The 22,924-nt window shown below is 72.8% G+C and carries 20 protein-coding genes; 14 read left to right on the forward strand and 6 right to left on the reverse strand.

Annotated elements, in window-relative coordinates:
• Nucleotides 1–40: 40 nt before the first annotated feature.
• From BLW47_RS12580 to BLW47_RS12630, 11 genes are all read left to right on the forward strand, one after another.
• The gene (locus tag BLW47_RS12580) at nt 41–877 is read left to right on the forward strand and encodes an alpha/beta hydrolase (RefSeq protein ID WP_091555909.1); all 837 of its coding nucleotides are present in this window, start codon (nt 41–43) and stop codon (nt 875–877) included.
• Between the two features lie 348 nt (nt 878–1,225).
• Complete coding sequence (locus tag BLW47_RS12585) at nt 1,226–3,283, forward strand: DNA gyrase/topoisomerase IV subunit B (RefSeq protein ID WP_091555911.1); 2,058 nt, start codon at nt 1,226–1,228, stop codon at nt 3,281–3,283.
• Nucleotides 3,284–3,325: 42 nt separating this feature from the next.
• A complete protein-coding gene (locus tag BLW47_RS12590; RefSeq protein WP_091555913.1) occupies nt 3,326–5,815 on the forward strand; it encodes a DNA gyrase/topoisomerase IV subunit A in 2,490 nt (829 codons plus the stop codon).
• A gap of 13 nt (nt 5,816–5,828) precedes the next feature.
• The gene (locus tag BLW47_RS12595; protein WP_091555916.1) at nt 5,829–6,368 is read left to right on the forward strand and encodes a hypothetical protein; all 540 of its coding nucleotides are present in this window, start codon (nt 5,829–5,831) and stop codon (nt 6,366–6,368) included.
• A 159-nt stretch (nt 6,369–6,527) separates the two neighbouring features.
• Nucleotides 6,528–7,049, forward strand: a complete 522-nt coding sequence (locus tag BLW47_RS12600; protein WP_091555918.1) for a 2Fe-2S iron-sulfur cluster-binding protein — start codon at nt 6,528–6,530, stop codon at nt 7,047–7,049.
• The gene (locus BLW47_RS12605; protein ID WP_091555920.1) at nt 7,046–8,035 is read left to right on the forward strand and encodes an FAD binding domain-containing protein; all 990 of its coding nucleotides are present in this window, start codon (nt 7,046–7,048) and stop codon (nt 8,033–8,035) included. Before BLW47_RS12600 ends, BLW47_RS12605 begins: the two co-directional genes overlap by 4 nt.
• The gene (locus tag BLW47_RS12610; RefSeq protein WP_245736613.1) at nt 8,032–10,128 is read left to right on the forward strand and encodes a xanthine dehydrogenase family protein molybdopterin-binding subunit; all 2,097 of its coding nucleotides are present in this window, start codon (nt 8,032–8,034) and stop codon (nt 10,126–10,128) included. The genes BLW47_RS12605 and BLW47_RS12610 overlap by 4 nt, the downstream gene beginning before the upstream one ends.
• Before the next feature lie 12 nt (nt 10,129–10,140).
• Nucleotides 10,141–11,268 carry an XdhC family protein gene (locus BLW47_RS12615; RefSeq protein ID WP_091555922.1) on the forward strand — a complete coding sequence of 376 codons (1,128 nt, stop codon included), beginning with the start codon at nt 10,141–10,143 and terminating at the stop codon, nt 11,266–11,268.
• Nucleotides 11,265–11,438, forward strand: coding sequence for an NTP transferase domain-containing protein (locus BLW47_RS12620; protein WP_091555924.1), 174 nt, complete (start codon nt 11,265–11,267; stop codon nt 11,436–11,438). The genes BLW47_RS12615 and BLW47_RS12620 overlap by 4 nt, the downstream gene beginning before the upstream one ends.
• A 184-nt stretch (nt 11,439–11,622) precedes the next feature.
• On the forward strand, nt 11,623–12,849 hold the full coding sequence (locus BLW47_RS12625) for a D-alanyl-D-alanine carboxypeptidase family protein (protein WP_425435394.1): 1,227 nt from the start codon (nt 11,623–11,625) through the stop codon (nt 12,847–12,849).
• Between the two features lie 98 nt (nt 12,850–12,947).
• Nucleotides 12,948–13,997: a zinc-dependent alcohol dehydrogenase family protein gene (locus BLW47_RS12630; protein WP_091555929.1), complete on the forward strand. Its 1,050-nt coding sequence runs from the start codon at nt 12,948–12,950 to the stop codon at nt 13,995–13,997.
• Nucleotides 13,998–14,083: 86 nt separating this feature from the next.
• Here the strand turns inward: BLW47_RS12630 and BLW47_RS12635 are convergent, their stop codons facing one another.
• Nucleotides 14,084–15,403 carry a uracil-xanthine permease family protein gene (locus BLW47_RS12635; RefSeq protein WP_091555931.1) on the reverse strand — a complete coding sequence of 440 codons (1,320 nt, stop codon included), beginning with the start codon at nt 15,401–15,403 and terminating at the stop codon, nt 14,084–14,086.
• 270 nt (nt 15,404–15,673) lie between these two features.
• On the opposite strand from BLW47_RS12635, the gene BLW47_RS12640 reads away from it, so the two are divergent.
• Nucleotides 15,674–16,204, forward strand: a complete 531-nt coding sequence (locus BLW47_RS12640) for a hypothetical protein (RefSeq protein ID WP_091555933.1) — start codon at nt 15,674–15,676, stop codon at nt 16,202–16,204.
• A 70-nt stretch (nt 16,205–16,274) separates the two neighbouring features.
• Here the strand turns inward: BLW47_RS12640 and BLW47_RS12645 are convergent, their stop codons facing one another.
• The 4 genes from BLW47_RS12645 to BLW47_RS12660 form a co-directional block, all read right to left on the reverse strand.
• Entirely contained in the window at nt 16,275–16,844 is a 570-nt protein-coding gene (locus BLW47_RS12645) for a hypothetical protein (RefSeq protein ID WP_091555935.1), read from the reverse strand.
• A 55-nt stretch (nt 16,845–16,899) separates the two neighbouring features.
• Nucleotides 16,900–17,403, reverse strand: coding sequence for a DUF6114 domain-containing protein (locus tag BLW47_RS12650; protein ID WP_217634835.1), 504 nt, complete (start codon nt 17,401–17,403; stop codon nt 16,900–16,902).
• Between the two features lie 2 nt (nt 17,404–17,405).
• Complete coding sequence (locus BLW47_RS12655; protein ID WP_091555938.1) at nt 17,406–18,041, reverse strand: DUF6230 family protein; 636 nt, start codon at nt 18,039–18,041, stop codon at nt 17,406–17,408.
• A 173-nt stretch (nt 18,042–18,214) separates the two neighbouring features.
• Nucleotides 18,215–18,958 carry a TetR/AcrR family transcriptional regulator gene (locus BLW47_RS12660; protein WP_091555940.1) on the reverse strand — a complete coding sequence of 248 codons (744 nt, stop codon included), beginning with the start codon at nt 18,956–18,958 and terminating at the stop codon, nt 18,215–18,217.
• 356 nt (nt 18,959–19,314) lie between these two features.
• Between BLW47_RS12660 and BLW47_RS12665 the strand changes: the two genes are divergently transcribed.
• Together BLW47_RS12665 and BLW47_RS12670 are read left to right on the forward strand one after the other, a co-directional pair.
• On the forward strand, nt 19,315–20,265 hold the full coding sequence (locus BLW47_RS12665; RefSeq protein WP_091555943.1) for a hypothetical protein: 951 nt from the start codon (nt 19,315–19,317) through the stop codon (nt 20,263–20,265).
• Between the two features lie 115 nt (nt 20,266–20,380).
• Nucleotides 20,381–21,061, forward strand: coding sequence for a Tat pathway signal sequence domain protein (locus tag BLW47_RS12670; protein WP_091555945.1), 681 nt, complete (start codon nt 20,381–20,383; stop codon nt 21,059–21,061).
• A 108-nt stretch (nt 21,062–21,169) separates the two neighbouring features.
• Here the strand turns inward: BLW47_RS12670 and BLW47_RS12675 are convergent, their stop codons facing one another.
• Nucleotides 21,170–22,876, reverse strand: a complete 1,707-nt coding sequence (locus BLW47_RS12675) for a serine hydrolase domain-containing protein (RefSeq protein WP_091555947.1) — start codon at nt 22,874–22,876, stop codon at nt 21,170–21,172.
• Between the last annotated feature and the right edge of the window lie 48 nt (nt 22,877–22,924).

Below are 22,924 nucleotides of genomic sequence, written 5' to 3' on the forward strand. Positions count from 1 at the left end.
GTAGTCCGGCGTGTCCGGGTCGGCGGGCAGAATCACAACCGTGACCGCCACCGACCCCCGCGCCGTGCTCACCCGGCCGGCACCCCCGCCCGACCTCACCGTGCGCTACGGACCACTCGCCGACCACGTGGCGGACGTGCGCCGCCCGCGCACCGTCACCGGGCCGGCGCCGCTGGTGCTGGTCGTGCACGGCGGGTTCTGGCGGGCGGCGTACGACCGGCAGCACACCGGCCCGCTCTGCGACGACCTGGCCGGCCGCGGCTTCGCGGTCGCCGCCATCGAGTACCGCCGCGTCGGCCGGGACGGCGGCGGCTGGCCGGACATCTTCGATGACGTCGCGCTCGCCGTCGACCGGGTGCCGGGGCTGGTCGCGGAGGCGCTCGGCGATCGGGTCCGGGCCGACCGGGTCGTGCTGCTCGGCCACTCCGCCGGCGGACACCTGGCGGTCTGGGCGGCGGCCCGGCACCGGCTCCCGGCGACCGCGCCCTGGCGCACCCCGGCCCCGTCGCCCGCCGTCCGCGGGGTCGTGTCGCTGGCCGGCGTCCTGGACCTGGCCGCCGCCTCCGCCCAGCGGCTGGGCGACGCCGCCACCGACGAGCTGCTCGGTGGTGATCCGGCGGCGGTGCCCGACCGGTACGCCGCCGCCGACCCGGCGGCGCTGCTGCCCGTCGGCGTACCCGTGACGCTGGTCCACGGCCGCGACGACCTCCAGGTGCCGTGGGAGATCAGCGAGCGGTACGCGGAGGCCGCGCGCCGGGCCGGCGACGACGTGTCGGTCCGGCTTCTCGACGGCATCGAGCACTTCGGGGTCATCGACCCACTCTCGCCGGCGTGGCCGTCGGTGCTCGACGCGCTGCGCCGGCTGGCGTTCGGGTAGGGGCGCGGACCGGCATGCCGCGGTTCGACGGATATACCTGAGAGGCATATTTATGACTGCCAGGTATATCGGTCGGCTCAGAACTTTTCCGTGCCAGCCTCCCTCCACGGCCCCCGTTAGACCCCGACGACAATGCGGGAGTATCCGGAGCGCCGCGGGTGTTGTGGTCTGGCGAGCGCCGCCCCTGGCGCGCGGTGGCCTGTTGCACACGCCACCGCGCCTTCCGCCCCGGTTGCGGCCCGATGTCCCACGGTGGGACTAGGCTCGCGGCGTTGTCCTGCGGATTCGCGGTGTGCCGCGGATCGTGAGCGGCACGCCCACCTCGACACGATCTGGGAGTACGACCAGGTGACTGCGCAACCCGAGACCCTGTACGGGGCCGACGACCTCACGCACCTCGAGGGGCTCGACGCTGTCCGCAAGCGTCCGGGCATGTACATCGGCTCGACCGACAGCCGTGGTGTGGGTCACCTCGTCAACGAGATCCTGGACAACTCCACGGACGAGGGCGTCGCCGGCCACGCCACCCGGGTCGAGGTGACGCTGCACGCCGACGGTTCGGTGCAGGTCGACGACGACGGCCGCGGTATTCCCACCGACATCCACGCCAAGTCCGGGATCTCCGGCGTCGAGCTGGTCCTGACCCGGTTGCACGCCGGCGGCAAGTTCGGTGGCTCCGGCTACAAGACCTCCGGCGGCCTGCACGGCGTGGGCGCCTCGGCCGTCAACGCCCTGTCCCACCGCTTCGACGTGACCGTGAAGCGGGGCGGCAAGGTCCACCAGATGTCGTTCCAGCGCGGTGTTCCCGGCGTGTTCGCCGGAGCGGGTCCGACGGCCGCGTTCACGCCGGAGTCCGGGCTGCGGGTGACCGGCAAGATGAAACGCAACGAGTCCACCGGCACCTCGATCCGCTACTGGTACGACGCCCGCTACTTCGAGACCGGGGCGGCGCTGGACGCCGACGCGGTGCGCACCAAGCTGCGCAACACCGCGTTCCTCGTCCCCGGCGTGACGTACGTGCTGCGCGACGCCACGGGCGACGAGGTCGTCGAGGAGACGTTCCACTTCCCCAACGGCCTGACCGACATGGTCGACTTCCTTGCCCCGGCCGGCGACAAGACAGTCTCCGGCACGCTGGTCGTGACCGGCGAGGGCACCTACAAGGAGAACGCCGCCGACGCCAACGGCGTCATGCAGGCCAATGTGCAGCGGCGCGCCGAGGTCGAGGTCGCGTTCCGGTGGGGGACCGGCTACGAGCGCACCGTCGAATGCTTCACGAACACGATCCGCAACGTGCACGGCGGCACCCACCGCAAGGGCTTCGAACGCGCGGCGGTGCGCGCACTGACCGACGCGATCAGGAACACCCGCGGCCTTCTCAGGCCGAAGGAGGAGCCGCCGACCCTCGACGACGTGCTCGAGGGCATGACCGCGGTGATCCACGTCCGGATCCCGGAGCCGCAGTTCACCTCGCAGACCAAGGACGAGCTCTCCACCGCCGGCATCACCAAGGTGATCCAGGGTCTGGTGGAGCAGCACCTCAAGGCGTGGGTCGAGGGGCGCAAGACCAAGGCCGAGGCGCGGACGGTGCTGCAGAAGATCGTCGACGCGGCGCGGGTGCGGCTGACCCAGAAGCAGCAGAAGGACGCCGCCCGGCGCAAGACGGCGCTGGAGGGCGCCTCGATGCCGGCGAAGCTGGTCGACTGCCGGGCGACCGGCGTGGAGCGCAGCGAGCTGTTCATCGTCGAGGGCGACAGCGCGCTCGGCACGGCGCGGCTGGCGCGGTCCTCGGAGTACCAGGCGCTGCTGCCGATCCGGGGCAAGATCCTCAACGTGCAGAAGGCCAACCTGCAGCAGGTGCTCGACAACGCCGAGTGCTCCGCGATCGTGCAGGTGCTCGGGGCCGGTTCGGGTCGCACCTTCGACCTGGAGTCGATGCGGTACGGCCGCGTCCTGATCATGGCCGACGCCGACGTCGACGGCTCGCACATCCGGACCCTGCTGATCACGCTGTTCGCCAAGTACATGCGCCCGGTCATCGAGGCGGGTCGGCTCTACGCGGCGATGCCGCCCCTGCACAAGATCACCACCAAGGGGCGTAACGCCGAGACCGTCTACACGTACACGCAGGCCGAGATGGCCAGCACCGTCGCCAAGCTGGAAAAGGCCGGCAAGCAGATCGTCACCCCGATCCCGCGCTTCAAGGGCCTCGGCGAGATGGACGCCGACGAGCTGTGGGACACGACGATGAACCCGGCCACCCGCGCCGTCCGCCGGATCACGCTGGACGACGTCGAGGCGGCCGAGCAGATTCTCGAGCTGCTGATGGGCGAGAAGGTCGAGCCGCGGAAGAACTGGCTGATCGAGTCGGCGAGCCGCGTCGACGCCGAAACGATCGACGCCTGACCGCCCCCACCCGTGACGTACCGTCGAGGAGAGCAGTAAGCAATGGCACGCCGTAAGGGCACGCAGGCGAAGGTCGATCTGTCGGCCTTCGACCAGGCGGGGGCGCAGGTCATCGACAACCCGCTGACCACCGAGATCTCCGACTCGTACCTGGAGTACGCGTACTCGGTGATCCACTCGCGGGCGCTGCCGGACGCGCGCGACGGCCTCAAGCCGGTCCACCGCCGGATCCTGTTCTCGATGAGCGAGAACGGCCACCGGCCGGACCGCGGGCACGTGAAGTCGGCGCGCGTCGTCGGTGACGTGATGGGTAAGTACCACCCGCACGGCGACACCGCGATCTACGACGCGATGGTGCGGCTGGCGCAGGACTTCTCGCTGAACGTGCCGCTGATCGACGGGCACGGCAACTTCGGCTCCCCGGACGACGGCCCGGCCGCGGCGCGCTACACCGAGGCGCGGCTGTCGCGGGAGGCGATGCTGCTCGTCGGCGAGCTCGGCGAGGACACCATCGACTTCAAGCCCAACTACGACGGGTCGCTGGAAGAGCCCATCGTGCTGCCGGCGGCGTTCCCGAACCTGCTGGTCAACGGCACCTCCGGCATCGCCGTCGGCATGGCGACCAACATGATCCCGCACAACCTCGGCGAGGTCGTCGCGGCGGCGCGCTGGTTGATCAACCACCCGAACGCCACGCTGGACAAGCTGATGGAGTTCGTGCCCGGCCCGGACCTGCCGACCGGTGGCCTGCTGCTCGGCCTCGACGAGGTGCGCAAGGCGTACGAGACGGGGCGCGGCGTGGTCCGGATGCGCGGCCGCGTGGAGATCGGCCCGCTGGAGGGCAGCCGCGGTCGCCAGGCGATCACGGTGACCGAGCTGCCGTACGGCGTCGGCGCGGAGAAGGTCATCGCCGCGATCACCAACGAGGTCAACAAGACGAAGCGGCTGCAGGGCATCGCCGACGTCAAGGACCTGACCGACCGGGAGAACGGCACCCGGCTCGTCATCGAGTGCAAGGTCGGCGTGAATCCGCAGGCGCTGCTGGCCGACCTCTACCGGCTCACGCCGCTGGAGCAGTCGTTCGGCGTGAACAACCTGGTGCTGGTCGACGGGCAGCCGCAGACGCTCGGCCTCAAGGCGCTGCTCGAGGTCTTCCTGTCGCACCGCTACGAGGTGGTGACCCGTCGAACGTCGTTCCGCCGCCGAAAGCGCGAGGAGCGGCTGCACCTGGTCGACGGTCTGCTGATCGCGCTGCTGGACATCGACAAGGTGGTCCGGTTGATCCGCGGCAGCGAGAACGCGCAGGCGGCCAAGGACGGGCTGATGCGGCAGTTCACGCTCTCCGAGATCCAGGCGAGCTACATCCTCGACACCCCGCTGCGCCGGCTGACCAAGTTCGACCGGCTGGAGCTGGAGACCGAGCAGGAGCGGCTGCGTGCCGAGATCGCGGAGCTGTCGCGGATCCTCGACGACGAGGGCGTGCTGCGGAAGGTCGTCTCGGACGAGCTGGTCAAGGTGGCCAAGGAGTTCGCCACCGAGCGGCGTACGACGCTGATCGACGGTGATCTCAAGGAGGTGCTGGCGGCGTCCGCGCCGGCCGGCCCGCTGGAGGTGGCCGACGACCCCTGCCAGGTGATCCTGTCCGCGACCGGGCTGGTCGCCCGTACCGCCGCGGAGTCCGAGGAGGCCTCCGAGGGACGGCGCCGCAACGGCCGGGTCAAGCACGACGCCGTCCGCGCGGTCGTGCACTCGACGGCGCGCGGCCAGGTGCTGCTGGTGACCAGCCAGGGGCGGGCGTTCAAAACCGACGTGCTGCCGCTGCCGGTGCTGCCGGAGCAGGCCGGCACGGTCTCGCTGCGCGGTGGCATGTCCGCCAGCGAGCTGGTGCCGCTGCGGCCGGGCGAGACGGTCGTCGGCCTGGCGCCGCTCGGCGCGCAGGCCGCCGGGTCGCCCGGGCTGGCGCTGGGCACCCGGCAGGGCGTGGTGAAGGTGACCGCGCCGGACTGGCCCGTGCGCTCCGACGAGTTCGAGGTGATCGGGCTCAAGGACGGCGACGAGGTCGTCGGGGCGACCTGGCTGACCGACGGCGCGGAGACTCTCGTCTTCGTCACCTCCGACGCGGCGCTGCTGCGGTTCGCCGCCAAGCTGGTGCGGCCGCAGGGTCTCAAGGGCGGCGGCATGGCCGGCGTCAACCTGGCCGCCGACGCGCGGGTGCTGCACTTCGGCGCGGTGCGCACCGACGACAACGAGCACGGCGAGCCGATGGTCGTCACCTCCACCGGCAGCACCGTCAAGGTCACCCCGTTCGCCCTGTACCCGGCGAAGGGCCGGGCCACCGGCGGCGTACGCGCGCAGCGGTTCCTGAAGGGCGAGCAGGATCTGACGCTGGCGTGGGTCGGGTCTCGTCCCGCGGGAGCGACCGGGACGGGCGAGCCGCTGGAGCTGCCGCCGGTCGACAAGCGACGCGACGGGTCCGGCTTCGCGGTGATGATGGCGCCGGGCGTGGTGGGGCACCTCATCGAACGCGACTGACCGATGCGGGGAGGTGTCGACGCTGGAGAAGACGGCCAAGCCTTGGATTCGCCGACCGGTCGGCGTCCTGGCGGTTATTGCGGCGGTGGCCCTGATCGGGGTCGTCGGCGCGGTTGTGGGCGTTCGTACGTTGGGGTCCTCCGGCCCGCCGTCCTCCGCCGACCAGCCCTACTACGAGAGCACCGAGGCGCTGGAGGGCAAAGCTGATGTCATCGTTCGGGCCAGCATCGTGAGCACCCTCGAGCGGACTTCGAACGGGTTTCCCGAGACGGTGGCGACAATCTCCATCACCAAGGTGGCGAAGGGCGACGCCGCGGCGGGCGGTCGGATGACCTTCTCCTACCCGACGCCCGGCTCCGGCCCGGAAAGTCCCACCGGCCTATCAGCCGGCAAGGAGTACGTGCTCCTGCTCGTACGGTTCGATGACGGCGCGGCCGGCCTGGTCAACACGACGCAGGGCTACTATCCCGTGCTGAACGGCCGCGCGGTCACCGGCACGGAGAACTCCGTGGAGCTAAGCCCCGACGTCAAGACCGCCCTCGGTACGAACTGACCGGCGTAGCGCCCAACTCCTTCGGCGGCCCGCACGCCGACGAGGAGCGCTCCGCCCCGGTCCGCCACCATCCCGACTTGCCCATTCCGGCGCGGAAGCCGTTCGACGGCGGCTAGGTTCGACGGTGTCCGTCGGGCTGCGCGGTGCGGGGAGTCGGGGATGGTGGACGTCGAGGTCAGCCTCCGGGTGGACGGGACCGATCATCGGCTCACTGTGGACACCCGCACCAGCGTGCTCGACGCGCTGCGCGAGCGGCTGGGCAACACCAGCCCGAAGAAGGGCTGCGACCACGGGCAGTGCGGCGCATGCACCGTGCTGCTCGACGGCCGGCGGGTCAACAGCTGTCTGGCGCTCGCGGTGGCGCACGACGGCGCCACCGTCGTGACCGCCGCCGGGCTCGCGCCGGCCGGGCAGCTGCACCCGATGCAGGCGTGCTTCATCCGCCACGACGCCTTCCAGTGCGGCTACTGCACGCCGGGACAGATCGTCTCCGCGGTCGCGATGCTCGCCGAGGCGGCGGCCGGCTGGCCGAGCGCGGTGACGGCGGATGGGGCCGGGCGCGGCGGTGGCGCGGTGGTGCTGGACGACGACGAGATCCGGGAGCGGATGAGCGGCAACCTGTGCCGCTGCGCCGCGTACGCCAACATCGTGCCGGCGGTCGCGGAAATGGCGCGGCGATGAGACCCTTCCGCTACGAACGCGCCAACGACGTGTCCGGAGCGGTCGCGCTGCTCGCCGGGACCCCCAACGGGGCGTTCCTCGGCGGCGGCACCAACCTGGTGGACCTGATGCGGCTCGACGTCGCCCGGCCGGAGTTGCTGGTCGACGTGCGCCGCTTGACCTCCGACCGGATCGAGGAGCTGCCCGACGGCCGCGTACGCGTCGGGGCGGCCGTTCCCAACAGTGACCTGGCCGCCGACCCGCTGATCCGGGCCCGCTACCCGGCGGTGTCCGAGGCCCTGCTCTCCGGCGCCTCCGGGCAGCTGCGCAACCTCGCCACCACCGGCGGGAACCTGCTGCAACGGACCCGGTGCGTGTACTTCCAGAACGTCAGCACCCCGTGCAACAAGCGGGATCCGGGGGCCGGCTGCTCCGCGATCGATGGTCACCACTGGGACCTCGCCATTCTGGGCGCGTCCGAGGCGTGCGTGGCGACCCACCCGTCCGATCTCGCGGTCGCGCTGGTCGCGCTCGACGCGGTCGTGCTCACCGAGGGGGCCGACGGCGAGCGGCGGATCCCGATCACCGAGCTGCACCGGTTGCCCGACCGCGAGCCGCACCGGGACACGATCCTGCAGCACGGTGAGCTGATCACGGCGGTCGAGCTGCCGCCGCTGCCGTGGGCCACCAGGTCGCGCTACCGCAAGGTGCGCGACCGCGCGTCGTACGCGTTCGCGCTGGTCTCGGCGGTGGTGGTCCTCGATACCGCCGACGGGGTGGTGCGGGATGTGCGGATCGGGCTCGGCGGCGTCGCGCACCGACCGTGGCGGGCGCTCGTCGCCGAGCAGGCGTTGCGCGGCGGCCCCGCGACCGAGGAGCGGTTCCGGCAGGCGGCCGAGGCCGAACTCGCCGCGGCCCGGCCGTTGCCGGGCAACGCGTTCAAGGTGCGGCTGGCCCGCAACACGCTGGTGCGCACGCTGCTCGACGTGAACGAGGGTCGGCGGTGACGATCACGCCGCGCGCCATGGGTGTCGCGGTGGACCGGTTCGACGGTGCGGCGAAGGTTCGCGGCGAGGCCCGGTACGCGTACGAGCAACCGGTCGACCGTCCGCTGTACCTGTATCCGCTCACCGCGGCGGTCGCGACCGGCCGGATCGCCGACATCGACTGCGGCGCGGCGAGCGCCGAGCCGGGCGTGGTGGCCGTCCTGACGTACCGGAACGCGACCCGGACCGCGGCGATCGAGGACGGGGAGCTGCGCATCCTGCAGTCCGACGAGGTCGCCTTCCGCGGTCAGTTCATCGGCGGGGTGGTCGCGGAGACGTCGGAGATCGCGCGGCACGCCGTGAGCCTGGTCCGCGTCGACTACGAGGAGCGGCCGCACGACGTGGAGCTGCGGGAGGGCCGGGGCGACCTGCGCGTGCCGCGCGAGGTGCAGCCGATCTTCCCCATGGACACCGCCGAGGGGGACGTCGACGCGGCGCTGGCGTCGGCACCGGTGCGCGTCGACCAGACCTACACGACCGCATGGAACAACCACAACCCGATCGAGCCGCACACCACGATCGCCACCTGGACCGGCGACCGGTTCACCTTCTACCTCTCCACGCAGGGGGTGAACGGGATCCAGGCGGCGGTGGCGGCGCTGTTCGAACTCGGTCCGGACCGGGTGCGGGTGATCTCGCCGTACGTGGGGGGCGCGTTCGGGTCCAAGGCGCGGCCGCACGCCGACGTCGTTCTCGCCGCGCTGGCCGCGCGGCTCGTGCCGGACCGGCCGGTGAAGTTCGCGCTCACCCGGCAGCAGATGTTCTCCCAGGTCGGGTACCGACCGCCGACGGTTCAGCGGGTGCGGCTCGGCGCCGACGCCGGCGGGCGGTTGGTCGCGCTCGCCCACGAATCCATCGAGCCGACATCGAAGCTGCAGGAGTTCGCCGAGCACAGCACCCGGGCCACCCCGACGATGTACGCCGCGCCGAACCGCCGTACCCGTCAGCGGCTGGCCGCGCTGGACGTGCCGACACCGACGATCATGCGGGCGCCGGGGGAGGCGTCCGGGATGTTCGCGTTGGAGTCGGCGATGGACGAGATGGCCATCGCCTGCGGGCTGGACCCGATCGAGTTCCGGATCCGCAACGACGCGCAGCGGCATCCCCATTTCGGCCTGCCATTCTCCAGCCGCAACCTCGTCGCCTGCCTCCGCGAGGGCGCACGCCGGTTCGGCTGGGACGGACGGGATCCCACGCCGGGGATCCGGCGTACGGCGGGCTGGCTGGTGGGGACCGGCGTCGCCGCGGCGACCTACCCGGTGCTGCGGCTGCCCGGCTCGATGGCGACGATTCGGGTCGGCCCTGACGAGCGGTACACCGTGCTGATCGCCGCCGCGGACATCGGCACCGGCACCTGGACCGCGCTGAGCCAGGTCGCGGCGGACGCGCTCGGCGTCCGCGTCGAGCAGATCGACCTGCGCATCGGCGACACCGCGTACCCGAAGGCGTCGAACGAGGGCGGCTCGTCGGGGATCACCAGCTGGGGCTCGGCGATCTGCGAGGCCGCGGATCGGCTGCGCGACGAGCTGGCGCGGCACGGCGGGGCGGTGCCGGCCGATGGGCTGGAGGTGACCGCCGCGATGCCGGAGAACCCGCACATCAGCCGGTACGCCATGCACGCGTTCGGCGCGCAGTTCGCCGAGGTACGGGTGCACGCCGAGATCGGCGAGGTGCGGGTGCGGCGGCAGCTCGGGGTGTTCGCGGTCGGCCGGGTGGTCAACCCGAAGACCGCGCGTTCGCAACTGCTCGGCGGGATGACGATGGGGCTGTCGATGGCGCTGCACGAGCAGAGCGTGTTCGACCCGCGCTTCGCGCAGGTGGTGACCCAGGACCTGGCCACCTACCACATCGCCAGCAACGCCGACGTCGGCGCGGTCGAGGTGCACTGGATCGACGAGGACGACCCGTACGTGAACCCGATGGGGACCAAGGGAGTCGGTGAGATCGGCATCGTGGGCGCGGCGGCGGCGATCGCGAACGCGGTCCATCACGCCACCGGCGTGCGGGTCCGCGACCTGCCGATCACCCTCGACAAGCTCCTGCCGGCCGCGTAGCGCCGCGTCGGCATGCGGGACGTGCTCGACGAGCTGGAGCGGTGGTGGCGCGCCGACCGGGCGGTCGCGCTCGCCACCGTCGTCGCCACCTCGGGGTCGGCGCCCCGGCCGGCCGGCGCCACCATGCTGGTCGCCCCGGACGGCGCCGCGGCGGGGAGCGTGTCCGGCGGGTGTGTCGAGGCCGCGGTGTACGAGCTGGCGCACGAGGTGCGGCGCACGGGACGGCCGGTGCTGCGCCGCTACGGCGTTCCCGACGACGACGCGTACGCCGTCGGGCTGACCTGCGGCGGCCACCTCGACGTCTACGTGGAGCGGGTCGACCCGGCGGTCTTTCCGGAGCTTCCCGAGGTCGCCGCGTCGATCCGGCAGGGCGATCCGGTCGCGGTCGCCAGCTGCGTGGCCGTCGAGCCCCCGCACCGGAACGGGTTGGGGCGGCGTCGGGTGGTGTGGCCGGGCCGGACGGCGGGCTCGTTGGGGCCGGCGCGGCTGGACGCGGCCGCGACCCGGGAGATCCGCGGCCTGCTCGCCGCCGGCCGCACCGCGATCGTCCGGTACAGCCGGGACGGGCGGCGCGGCGACGACATGACGCTGTTCGTGTCGGCGTACGCGGCGCCGCCCCGGATGATCGTTTTCGGCGCCGTCGACTTCGCGTCGGCGCTGGCGCGGGTCGGCGCCTTCCTCGGGTACCGGGTGACGGTCTGCGACGCCCGGCCGGTCTTCGCGACCCGCGGTCGCTTTCCGGACGCCCACGAGGTGGTGGTGGACTGGCCGCACCGCTATCTGCGGGGCGAGGCGGCGGCGGGCCGGGTGGACGGGCGCAGCGTGCTCTGTGTGCTCACCCACGACCCGAAGTTCGACGTGCCGCTGCTCGAGGTCGCGCTGCGGCTACCGGTGGCGTACGTCGGGGCGATGGGGTCGCGGCGCGGCGACGCGGAGCGGCGCCGCCGGCTGAGCGCGGCCGGGGTCGGCGAGGGCGAGCTGCGGCGGCTGGCCGCGCCGATCGGGCTGGATCTCGGCGCGCGGACCGTGGAGGAGACCGCGATCAGCATCGCCGCGGAGATCATCGCGTCCCGCTGCGGCGGGACGGGCGGTCGGTTGACCGCGACGGCGGGCCCCATCCATCACGTGCCGGCGACGTGACGGCGGCGGGACTCGTGCTCGCGGCGGGCGGCGGCCGGCGGTACGGCGCGCCGAAGGCCCTCGTCGCCGTCGATGGCCGGCTGCTGGTCGAGCGGGCGGTGCGGACGGTGCGCGACGGCGGCTGTGACCCGGTCGTCGTGGTGCTCGGCGCGGCCGCCGACGAGGCCTGACGCAGAACATCATGGCGCGGTGGCAACCGAACGACGGGCGGCGCGGCGCGGCGGTAATGTCACGCACGAAAGGCCCCACGCGGCGCCCCCCCACCGCGGGTCGGACGGGCCGAGGGCAGCAGCAGTGACGATCGTGTAGGTGCCCGTGATGCCTAGCAGGCGCAGTGAAGGCGACCGCCCAGCGGTGCCTCGTCCACGTCGACCCCGCCACCGTCGGCGAGCGTTCTCCGCCGCCGTGCTCTGCGCGCTGTTCGTCGCGCCGGTCCCGGTGCGCGCCGAGTCGGCGCCACCGTCGGCGGCACCGGCGTACGCGCCCTGCCCGATCGTGCGGGTGCCGCGCCCGTCGCTTCCCGCGCCGCCCACACCCGATCCGGCCCGGCCGGCGATCGGCGGTCCCGGACTGAAGACCGCCGGGCTGACGGTCCCGCCGGCCGCACCCACGCCGCCGGCGGTCACCGCGACCTCCTGGCTCGTCGCCGACCTCGACACCGGCGCGGTGCTCGGCGCCTGCGGCCCGCACCGGTACGCCACCCCCGCCAGCGTGCAGAAGCTGCTGCTCGCCGCGACGATGCTGCCGAAGCTCAACCCGGCCCAGGTGATCCAGGTGACCGCCGCGGACATGGACTTCGAGCCCGGCAGCTCCGCGATGGGGGTGGTGCGCGGCGGGCGTTACCGCATCGAGACGCTGTGGCTGGGGCTGATGCTCAACTCCGGCAACGACGCCGCGAACGTGCTGGCCCGGCTCGGCGCCGGCAGCGCCGCCCGCGGAGTCGAAGCGATGAACGCGGAGGCCCGCCGCCTCGGCGCGTTCGACACCCACGCCGCGACACCGTCCGGATTGGACGGACCCCGCCAGTACACCAGCGCGTACGACCTGGCGCTGATCGCCCGCGCCTGCTTCGCCCGCGGTGACTTCCGGCGTTACGTGTCGACGCGGCAGGCCCAGGTCCCGGCGCAGCCGGAGCTGAAGGTCAAGGGCTTCGGCATGCAGAACGACAACCAGCTGCTGTTCCAGTACCCCGGGGCGCTCGGCGGCAAGACCGGCTACACCGACCTGGCCCGGCACACCTTCGTCGGCGCCGCCGAGCGCGGCGGCCGGCGTCTGCTGGTGACGTTGCTGGGCGCCGAGTCGCAGCCGGTGCGCGGCTGGCAGCAGGGGGCGGCGCTGCTCGACTGGGGATTCGCGCTGCGCCGGGACGCCGCCGTCGGCCGGCTCATCACCCCGGACGAGGCGGTGCCGGCGGAGCACGTGGCGACCCCCGAGCCGTCGGCGCGGGCGCCGCAGGCGCGCACGGTCGGCAACGCGGACGAGCAGAAGGTCGTACGCACCGGCATCGCGATCTCCGTCGTCGCCGTGCTGCTGCTGGGGCTGCTCGCCACCACGTGGTGGCGCGCCGGACACCGGGACTGAGGGAACGGATCGGCGGCCGATGCGATGATCGTCACGGCGGATGGATGGCGTACGGGTCGACGACGCCCCGCCCCGAACGGACAGGAGCACGACGACACATGCGCGCCACACTGATCCACGGCACCCGCGACATCCGGTTGGCGGAGGTACCCGACCCCACCGTCCACCTCCCCGGCGACGCGGTCGTCCGGGTGGTGGCCTCCTGCGTGTGCGGCTCGGACCTGTGGCCGTACCGGGGGGTGCGCCCGGCGACCGAGCCGCGCCGGATCGGGCACGAGTTCGTGGGGATCGTCGAGGAGGTCGGCGCCGAGGTGCGGACCGTCGCGCCCGGCGACTTCGTGATCGCGCCGTTCGCGATCAGCGACAACACCTGCCGGCACTGCCGGCACGGCATCACCACGTCGTGTGAGAACGGCGCGTGGTGGGGGCAGCCGGACCGGCACGGAGTGATGGTCGACGGCGGGCAGGGGGAGCGGGTGCGGGTGCCGCTCGCCGACGGCACGCTGGTCGCCACCCCGGAGCAGCCCGACCCGGCGCTCGTGCCCAGCCTGCTGACGCTCTCCGACGTGATGGGCACCGGCCACCACGCCGCCGTCTCGGCGGGAGTGCGGGCCGGCAGCACGGTCGTGGTCGTGGGCGACGGCGCGGTCGGCCTCTGTGCGGTGCTGGCGGCCCGCCGGCTCGGCGCCGAACGCATCGTGGCGATGTCGCGGCACGCCGCCCGGCAGGAGCTGGCGCGGGCGTTCGGCGCCACCGACATCGTCGCCGAGCGCGGCGCCGAGGGCGTGAGCGCGGTCAAGGAACTGCTCGGCGGCATCGGCGCGGACGCCGTGCTGGAGTGCGTCGGCACGAAGGAGTCGATGGCACAGGCGCTCGACTCGACCCGGCCCGGCGGCTACGTGGGGTATGTCGGGGTGCCGGCGGGCGGGCCGGAGCTGCCGATCGACAAGATGTTCGGCGGGAACATCAACGTGGCCGGCGGCGTCGCGCCGGTGCGCACGTACCTGCCCGAACTGCTCGGCGACGTGCTGAGCGGCGCCATCGACCCGGGCCGCGTCTTCGACCTGGAGCTGCCGCTGGACGAGGTCGCCGAGGCGTACGCCGCGATGGACGAGCGCCGGGCGATCAAGGTCCTGCTCCGCCCCTGACGCCCCCCGGTTGATCATGAGGTTTGCCGCGCGGCATGTCGACGTGCGGCGCGGCAAACCTCATGATCAACGAGGCGGGGCGGGGTTCAGGTGGTGGGGGTGGTGGCGCGGAGCCGGGCGACCAGACGCATCAGGTGGTAGACGGCGATGGCGGCGGCGGTGCCCAGGGCGATGCCGTTGAAGGACAGGTCGCCCCAGCTCAGGGTGTAGTTGGCGGCGCCGATGATCACGGCGACCGCGGCCGTCATCAGGTTGATCGGATTCTGGAAGTCGACGCGGTTCTCGATCCAGATGCGGGCCCCGAGCACCGCGATCAGCCCGTACAGCGCCGTCGTCGCGCCGCCGAGCACCCCGGCCGGCACGGTGAGGATGAGGGCGCCGAACTTCGGGCTCAGGCCGAGCAGGATCGCCGCGACGCCCGCGACCCAGTACGCCGCGGTCGAGTAGACCCGGGTCGCCGCCATCACGCCGATGTTCTCGGCGTACGTGGTCGTGCCCGAGCCGCCGCCGGAGCCGGCGAGCATGGTGGCGAGCCCGTCGCCGAGGAACGCCCGCCCCATCTGCTTGTCGAGGTTGCGCTCGGTCATCGCCGCGACCGCCTTGACGTGCCCGGCGTTCTCCGCGATGAGCACCAGGATGACCGGCACGACCAGGAACGTGGCGTGCCAGCTGAACCGCGGGGCGTGGAAGTCGGGCAGCCCGATCCAGGCGGCCTCGGCGAGGCCCTTCGTGGCCGCCGGGTCCAGCTTGCCGAGCAGAGCGGCGAGGAGCCAGCCGACCCCGACGCCGAGCAGGATCGACAGTCGGGCCAGGAAGCCGCGGAACGCGACGGTGGCGAGCAGAATCGCGGCGAGCGTCACCATGGCGATGAGCGGTTGGGACTTCACGCCCCCGCTGCCGCCGCCGTCCCAGGCGACCGGGGCCAGGTTGAGGCCGATCAGCGCGACGATCGCACCGGTCACCACCGGCGGCATCAGCACGTCGATCCAGCGCGCCCCGACCCACTGCACGGCGAGGCCGACCAGCGCCAGCAGCGCGCCGGCCACGACGATGCCGCCGAGCGCCGGGCCGATGTCCCCGCCGGCCTTGGCGGCCAGCACCGGTGCGATGAACGCGAACGACGACCCGAGGTACGACGGCACCCGGTTGCCGGTGATCAGCAGGAACAGCAGCGTGCCCAGGCCGGAGAAGAACAGCGTGGTGGCCGGCGGGAAGCCGGTGATGAGCGGCACCGTGAAGGTGGCGCCGAACATCGCGACGACGTGCTGCACCCCCACCCCGAGGGTCCGGGGCCAGGAGAGCCGCTCGTGCGGGTGGACGACCTCACCGGGTCGGATGCTCTTGCCGTCGCCGTGCACGGACCACGCGAACGTGCGGGCCGGGGTTTCGGTGGAGGACGGGGTCATATGTGGGAACACACCCTTCGCGTGGAGCCGGAGCGGGGGCGTCAGCGACCCTTGTTGTTTCTAACAGACGCGATCACCGCGTCCCTGGCCGGTGGCGGTGCAGGTCCGGCCGGGCGTGTCGCGCGTGACCGCCGTATCGACGGCCGTGCGGTGTGGCGGGTTCGCGCGGTGGGCGACACACGTGCCGTTACCGCTTCTTCGCACACGTGTCGGGTAACTTCTGCTGCCGGCCATCGCGGCGATGCCGCCAGAACAGGAGAAGTTTCGCGCATGGGTAAGAAGACCGTTCACGTCTCCGACTTCAGCGGGAAGTTCCTGCAGCCGGGCGACGAGATCGTCCGCGTCGTCGTGCTGGAGCACCCCGACCTCGTCGCCGGACCCGTGCAGCTGGAGGCCACTCCGGCCGAGATCGAGGGCATCGACGACGCCTCGCTGGACGTGGCGGTCGTGGAGATCTACGACGGCCACGGCGGTGGCGAACCGCGCCGGGTGGTACTGACCGCGAGCGAGTTCGACGAGCTGGCCACGGACGTGCCGATGGCGCAGCTGCTGAGGACCGCCGAGCGGGTGAAGCCGCCCAAGCCGGCCCGGAAGCCGGCGGCGGAAAAGCTCGACTACGCCACGCTGGAGCACGCCGGCAAGCCGCACCGGGGCAAGGTCACCGAGGAAGAGGCGCAGCTGGTGCGCGAGCACCTCGACGAGATCAATCGACGGCTCGCGGAGGAGGGGGTTCGGCAGATCGACCCGGCCGATCCCGAGCACGCCGCGCGGTACGGCTTTCCGGTCTCCGACGCGGCGTGACGTCGACCGGCGTGGCGGCGCGGCCGGGAAGGTTTCCGGCGCCGCCACGCCGCGGCGTGGCCGGGGGCGGTCAGCGCCCCGGCCGCAGCAACCCGGTGATCCGCCCCACGACGCCGCGCGCGACCTGTCGCGGCTTCTGCTGCTCGCCGGCGAGTGCGGTGATGATGACGAGCGCCCCGGTCAGCGCGGGCACCGCCCACTGCAGCAGCCGCAGCTGGCGCTGCGCGGCCGCGACGTGCGGCGGGGTCTGACCGCTCGGCTCGGTGGTGCCGTCCACCGGTGCGCCGCCGGCCTGTTCGATCGTCCGGCCCAGTTTCCGGCTGTATCCCGTGACGCCCAGCGCGGCGAGCGTGAGCGCCGTCTTGGCGGCGCTCATCGTGCCGACGCCGGACTGCGCCGCCACGCGGCCGCGCTCCGTGACGAGCTCTCCGGTGGCGCCGACGAGGTGTGCCCCGATCGCCGCCGCGTTGACCGGTGTCCAGCGGGCCCAGCCCGCCGACGCCACGCTGCTGCGTTCGGTGGGGTTCCGCGCCTGGCTCGCGGCGGCGTTGAGGCCCACCGCGCCCATCAGTGACCCGCCGAACCACGCGGCCAACCCGACATCGTGCATCGACCGCAGCGCCGTGTGCCGCTCCGCCATTGTCAATCCCCTCCCGAGTACGGCGACGACCGGCGACTACCCGTTCGGGCGCCGGTCATGCGTCGACCCGGCGGCGCAATCCGGTTCGCGACCGCTGCGGCCCGTCCGTCCACGCGAACGCGAGGGAGGCCCCGAGCACGGCCAGCAGCAGGCCGATGAAGAAGCCTCCCAGGTTGGAGGTCAACCAGGTGGTGAGCGCCAACACGACCGCCACGAGCGAGTAGAACGTGCGCTGCTGCGGATTGAACAGCAGCAACAGCCCGCAGAGCAGCAGCACCAGCGGCACCAGGTAGCCGGCCAGCCCCTGCGGCCCGACGTGCAGCACGACCGGCAGGGGAGCGCGGACCGAGGCCAGGATCTCGGCCGCGCCGAGGATCACGAACAGCCCGCCCCAGAACGGGCGGGTGCGGCGCCAGCGGCGCCACGCCAGGCGGGCGGCACGCCGACGGCCGGGCCGCGGCGGTTCCGCCGCGGCCCGGGGCGCGGCGGTGTAGTCGGTGTCGGCAGGGGTGCGCGGGGCCGGGACCGGGGCGGCCGTCCCCTCCCTGTCCACGGCCATGGTCAGCAGCCGGTGGCGCTGAAGCTCATCCGCAGGTGCGGAAGGCTGAACTGGGCGGCGGTGGTGGCGTAGTTGTTCTGGCGGAGGTCGTTGATGGTGACGGTGTCCGCCTGCTGCGCGAAGACGCCGGGGTTGCCGCGGACGCCGGGCACCTTGTCGACCGTGCTGGCGTCCTGTCCGATGTCGATGTTGTCGAACGCGGCGTCACCGGCGATCTGGTCGGAGTCGACCACCAGTTGCCGTGCGGCGACCGGCCGCCCGGCGTTGCCGGCTGTGATCTTCAGGTGCATGCCGCCCAGATCGATGCTCTGGCACAGGTTGGTGAGCTCGGCACGGTTGATCGCCGAGACGATCACCACCACCTGTCCGCCGGTGTCGCCCTCGTTCGGGCTGTTCGGCACCATGTGGTCGATCGTGGCGAACTGCTCGAACCCGGTGCCGGTGAGCCGGTCGGCCGTGACAGTGAAGGGCATTCCCGAGATGGAGAACTGCGCGGCGAGCACGCCCTGGGCGGTGAGCGCCACCAGCCCGGCGCTGATCGCACCGGCGCCGAGGATCATCGCGGAGAAGCGGCGCCATCGCACCCGTCCCTCGTCCGGCGGGGGGCTGGCTGACTCGTGCGCGGTGTCGGAAGGCATCGGCTTGCTCCCTTGATCGCTGCGGAGAAAACGCGTCGAGCGTGATCAATGGAAAATCCGTGACGCACGCGAAGTTACCGCTGGGTACCGATCGGGTCAAGGGATTGTTTCGCCGAATGCAGCCACTAGGGGAAAGATTCAAAAACCTCGCGGGATTTCCACCCGAAATGCCGCTATCCCGAGACGCAGGGCGCGTGTGCCGCCACGCCGTCACCGTCGGCCGCGGCCGCCTGGTCCGCCGCCGCCTCCCGGCCGAGAAACGGCACGATCATGAAGTACGTCAACGCCGGCAGCAGCGTGGGGAGCTCGCCGACGCGCCCCGCGGCCACGTAGCGGTGGATCGTGGCGTAGATCCCGCCCACCACCGAGACCACCAGGTCGTCGGAGCCCGCCGGCTCGGAATGCCGCGGCGCCGCCCGGAAGAACTGGTGGAAGCGGCGCAACAGCCGATCGCGCTCGAGCCGGGCCGCGGGGCCGAGTGAATCGATCTCGACGATCGCCATGGTCGCGAACGCCGGGACGCTGGCCAGCACCTCCAGCAGCACTCGCAGCGCCGCGCGGCATCCGGCGGGCCAGGAGGTCGCGGCCGCGTACGCCTCCTCCATCATGCGCAGCAGCACGTCGGTGCCGTGCCGATAGGCCGCCAGGAACGCGTCGTCCTTGCCGGCGAAGAGTGCGTAGAACGCCGGGCGGGTCACGCCCGCGGCCTGGCAGATGTCGCTCACCCGCGCATTGGCGTACCCCTTGGCGGCGACGGTGTGGACCAGGCCGTCGAAGAGTCGGTCGCGCTGGGTGGCCGCGACCACCTCCGCCGGCACCCGGCGCGGCCCCCGCCGGATCGCCCGCTCCGGATCGCGGCCGATCCGTGCGCCGGGCAGCGGCGACGGCGTCAGGTCGGAGGCGTGGGGGGCGGCCATCGACATCGATCTCCTTGATTGCTTGACGTCTCGACCCCGGCGGGTTTATAACATCGACAGGTTTCAGTTTTATTTCGTCGCCGCGCCCGTTCCATTTTCCCCAGTCGCGAAGGAGGGCTGGATCGTGCTCAGTATGGCCCACCGCCCGTCCGCGGCCAAGCGGTCGGAAGGGCAGGTGCCGCGGCTGCGCCGCGACCTCCATTCGTGATCCGTCCCATCCGGCACAGCGTCGTCAATATCAGTCCGCAGGCCCGGAACGCGGCCATTCTCGTGCCCGCGCCAGATAATGCGCGCGGACCTTTCGTCACCCCTTTCGGCACGTATTCGCACGACGATTCCCGTTGCAGGGAGGTGCCATGACCCCGCCCCCCATCCGTCCGCACCGCGCACCCCCGCGTCCCGTCGGCGCGCTCCGCCGCGCCGGCGTGCTGCTCGCCGCCGCCGTCACCGTGGTGGCGGCCGCCGCGGTCCCCGCCCGTGCCGCCGAGCCCGGCGGCATCTACCGGGGGATGGGCGCGTGCCCGCTGCGCAGCGCGGCCATGAAGGACCCGAGTCACCTCCAGGTCGGGTGCGTCATCTCGGTGACCAACGGCGGCAGCATGACGATCGGCGCCACGACCGTGCCGCTCACCTCGCCGATCACGCTCACCTTCGGCGTGTACTGGCCGAGCGACGCGCCGGTGGTGAACCTGCCCGACGGCAGCACCGCCAACGTCTACACCGTCGTGCCGCCGGCGAACGGCCGGCTGCTGACCGCCGCTCCGCTGCAGGTCACCCTCCCCGGCCTGCCCAACCTCATCCCGGGCGTCACCAGCGTGTTCGCGCAGGTGGAGTTGGCCGGACCGATCACCGACTTCGTGCCGCTGGCGACCGGCGCGTCGTACCCGGCCTTCGCCATGCCGATCCGTCTGCACCTGCGCAACGCGCTCTTCGGCCCCTCCTGCTACATCGGGTCCAGTCGCAACCCGATCGTGCTGCGCCCCACCACCGGCACCACCAGCCCCCCGCCGCCGGCCGACCCCGTGACCGGCGACCCCGGCACGATCGCGGTCGAGCCCGACCCGAACGGCTTCCAGGCGATCGTCGCCTCCTTCACCGGCGCGACGCTGGTCGACAACGCGCTCGGCGTGCCCGCCGCCAACGGATGCGGGCTCCTCGGCGCGCTGGATCCCGTGATCAACCGCGTTTTCGGGTTGCCGTCGGGCCCCGGACACAACGCCGTCGTCTTCCGCGACACCGACACCTCGCTGGCGATCGACCCCAGCCTGGCCGACCTCGCCGCGGCGATCGCCGCGGCATCCCGCTGACGGCCGCGACCCGGACACCGCCGTCCCGGCACCGCCGTTCCGACACCGCGTTCCGACACCGCCGCCCCCACACCGCCGACCCGAGGTCGGCCCCGCTCGAAGAGAGGAACGATCCATGCGCACGTACCGCCTGCTGACCGTCGCCGCGACGGCCGCCCTGCTGAGCGCCGCCGTACCGACCGCACCGGGGGCCGCCGCGCCCGTCGCCGCGGGGGAGGTGCTCACCTACGGCAGTCCCGGCGGCGAGGCCGTCGCCGTCGGCGACGTGCTCAGCGCCAGCCTCAAGTCCGGCACCACCGCCAATCTCTTCTCCACCGCGACCGGCAGCACCGGCGTCCGGTGCGCCGCGTCGACCTTCACCGCCACGGTGGACACCAACCCGGCCGCGCCCGGGGTCGCGACCGAGACGCTGACCGGCCACACCTTCGGCAGTTGCAGCGCCAACGTCATCGGCGTCACCGGCGTCCGCAGCGTCACCGTCAACAACCTGCCGTACGCCGCGAGCGTCGACAGCGCGACCGGCACGGTCACGATCAGCGGCGCCGACGAGGCCCCGATCCGCACGACGATCGTGCTGAACAGCATCCTCGGCGCCATCACCTGCGTCTACCAGGCCAACGGCAACACGATGACGGGTTCGACCGGCAACGAGGACAACTCGATCACGTTCGCCAGCCAGCAGTTCAACAAGGTCTCCGGTCCCGGCACCTGCTTCGCCAACGGGTTCTTCAGCGCGACCTACGCGCCGGTCACCGACACCAGCCAGGCGGGCAGTCCCGTCGTCTACGTCAACTGATCGCGGCGCACGCTCCGGGCGCTGTCGACCGTCCCCCGTCGGCAGCGCCCGGCCCCCCTGCGCCCGGCCCCCCCTGCGCCCGGCCCCCTCGGGTCCGGCCGTCGATGGTCAGGCGCTGGCCGGCGCCCAGCCGTGGGCGATCGGTCGGTCACCGTCGCCGCCGTCGAACAGCACCCCGCCGCCGTCGGCGGCGGTGATCCGGTCGACGTAGACGCCGCGCCCCTGTCCGGGGCCGTTCGTCACGCTGGCCCACCGCACCTGCGTCGTGCCGTCGACCAGGTCTGCCGACACCTGCCACCAGCGCCGCCCGCCGTACCCGGTCACCGTGCCGTCGGCGTGCCACCGGGCCGGTCCGCCGTGCAGGCTCATCGGCGTCGGCGACCAGGCCAGCCCGTCGGGCGAGGTCTGCAGGCTCACGACCCCGGCGCGGGGCTCGGTGTCGTACCAGAGGGCGAAGCGGAGTCGACCGGCGCGCGCCGGCCGGCGCAGCGGCGCGGTCAGGGTGACCGTCGCGCCGGCGCGCGACTCGGCCCGCCATGCGGCGCCGGAGAGTGGTCGGACCGGCATCGCCTCCGCGAACGCCCCGGCCACCGCGCGCCGGGCGGGGTTGACGCCGCCCCATGCGCGATCGGGGTGGACGCGGTTGCTGAGCAGGATGACGAAGGCGCGCGCCAACGGGTCGATCACGACCGAGGTCCCGGTGAACCCGGTGTGTCCACACGCGACCGGCGATGCGAGTCCCATCATGTACTCGTGCGCGTTCAGGTCGACGCCGAGCCCCCGGTCGCTGGCCGGATCCGCGGATCCCAGGTGCACGTTGTGGTTGGCCAGCATCGCCCGCACCGTCGTTTCACGCAGGATCCGCCGGTCGCGGTGGACCCCGCCGTTCAGCAGCGCCTGGCAGAGCACCGCCAGCTCCACCGCCGTGCCGAAGAGTCCGGCATGTCCGGCGACACCGCCGAGCGACCACGCGTTCTCGTCGTGCACCCCGCCCCGGACCATGCCGCGGCCCGTGCCCGGCTGGTACTCGGTCGCCGCGATCCGCGGCGCCATCCCCGACGCCGGGTTGTAGCCGGTCTCGTGCAGCCCCAGTGGCGCGGTGATCCCCTCGCGGACCACCGCGTCCAGCGGCTGGCCGCTGACCCGCTCGACGAGCGCGCCGAGCGCGATGAACCCGAGATCCGAGTAGCGGTAGCGCGAGCCGGGCGGGTCGGACGGGACAACGGCGAGCGCGGCCGCGAGCCGGCGCGCCGGAGTGGGATGGTCGCGCCACAGCGGGACGGAGGCGGGCAGCCCCGCGGTATGGGTGAGCAGCATCCGTACGGTCACCTCGGCCTTGCCGCCGGCGGCGAACCCAGGCAGGTGCGCCGCGACCGGCGCGTCCAGCTCGACGCGGCCGCGCTCGGCCTGCTGCAGCAGCGCGACGGCGGTGAACAGCTTCGAGACCGACGCGAGGTCGTAGACGGTGTCCGGTCGGGTGGGGACCCGTCGGTCGACGGGGAGCTCGACGTCGGGGCTCGCGTACCGCACCGCGCTGCCGACCGCGGCGTGCTGCACGATGACGCCGTCCTTCGCGGCCAGCACCACCGCGCCGGCGTACGAGGGGTGGTCCGGATGGTCAGCGGTGGGCTCCAGGTGGGCGGCCGCGACGACGGCGATCCGGTCCACCTGCTCCGGCAGCAGTCCGACCTCACGCGCGTCGCCCCGGCGCAGCCGGTCCTGCCGGAAGCGCAAATCGGCCGGGGAGATATCGGCCGGGGAGATATCGGCCGGGGAGATCCGGGGTGGCCCGGACGGACGGGACGGCACGGGCATCACGGCTCCTCGCGTCGAGGCCAGTACAGCAGGGAGCCGCCGACCGAA

Origin of the sequence: Micromonospora pattaloongensis (assembly GCF_900107255.1) — a bacterium.
Classification (GTDB): Bacteria; Actinomycetota; Actinomycetes; order Mycobacteriales; family Micromonosporaceae; genus Micromonospora_I; species Micromonospora_I pattaloongensis.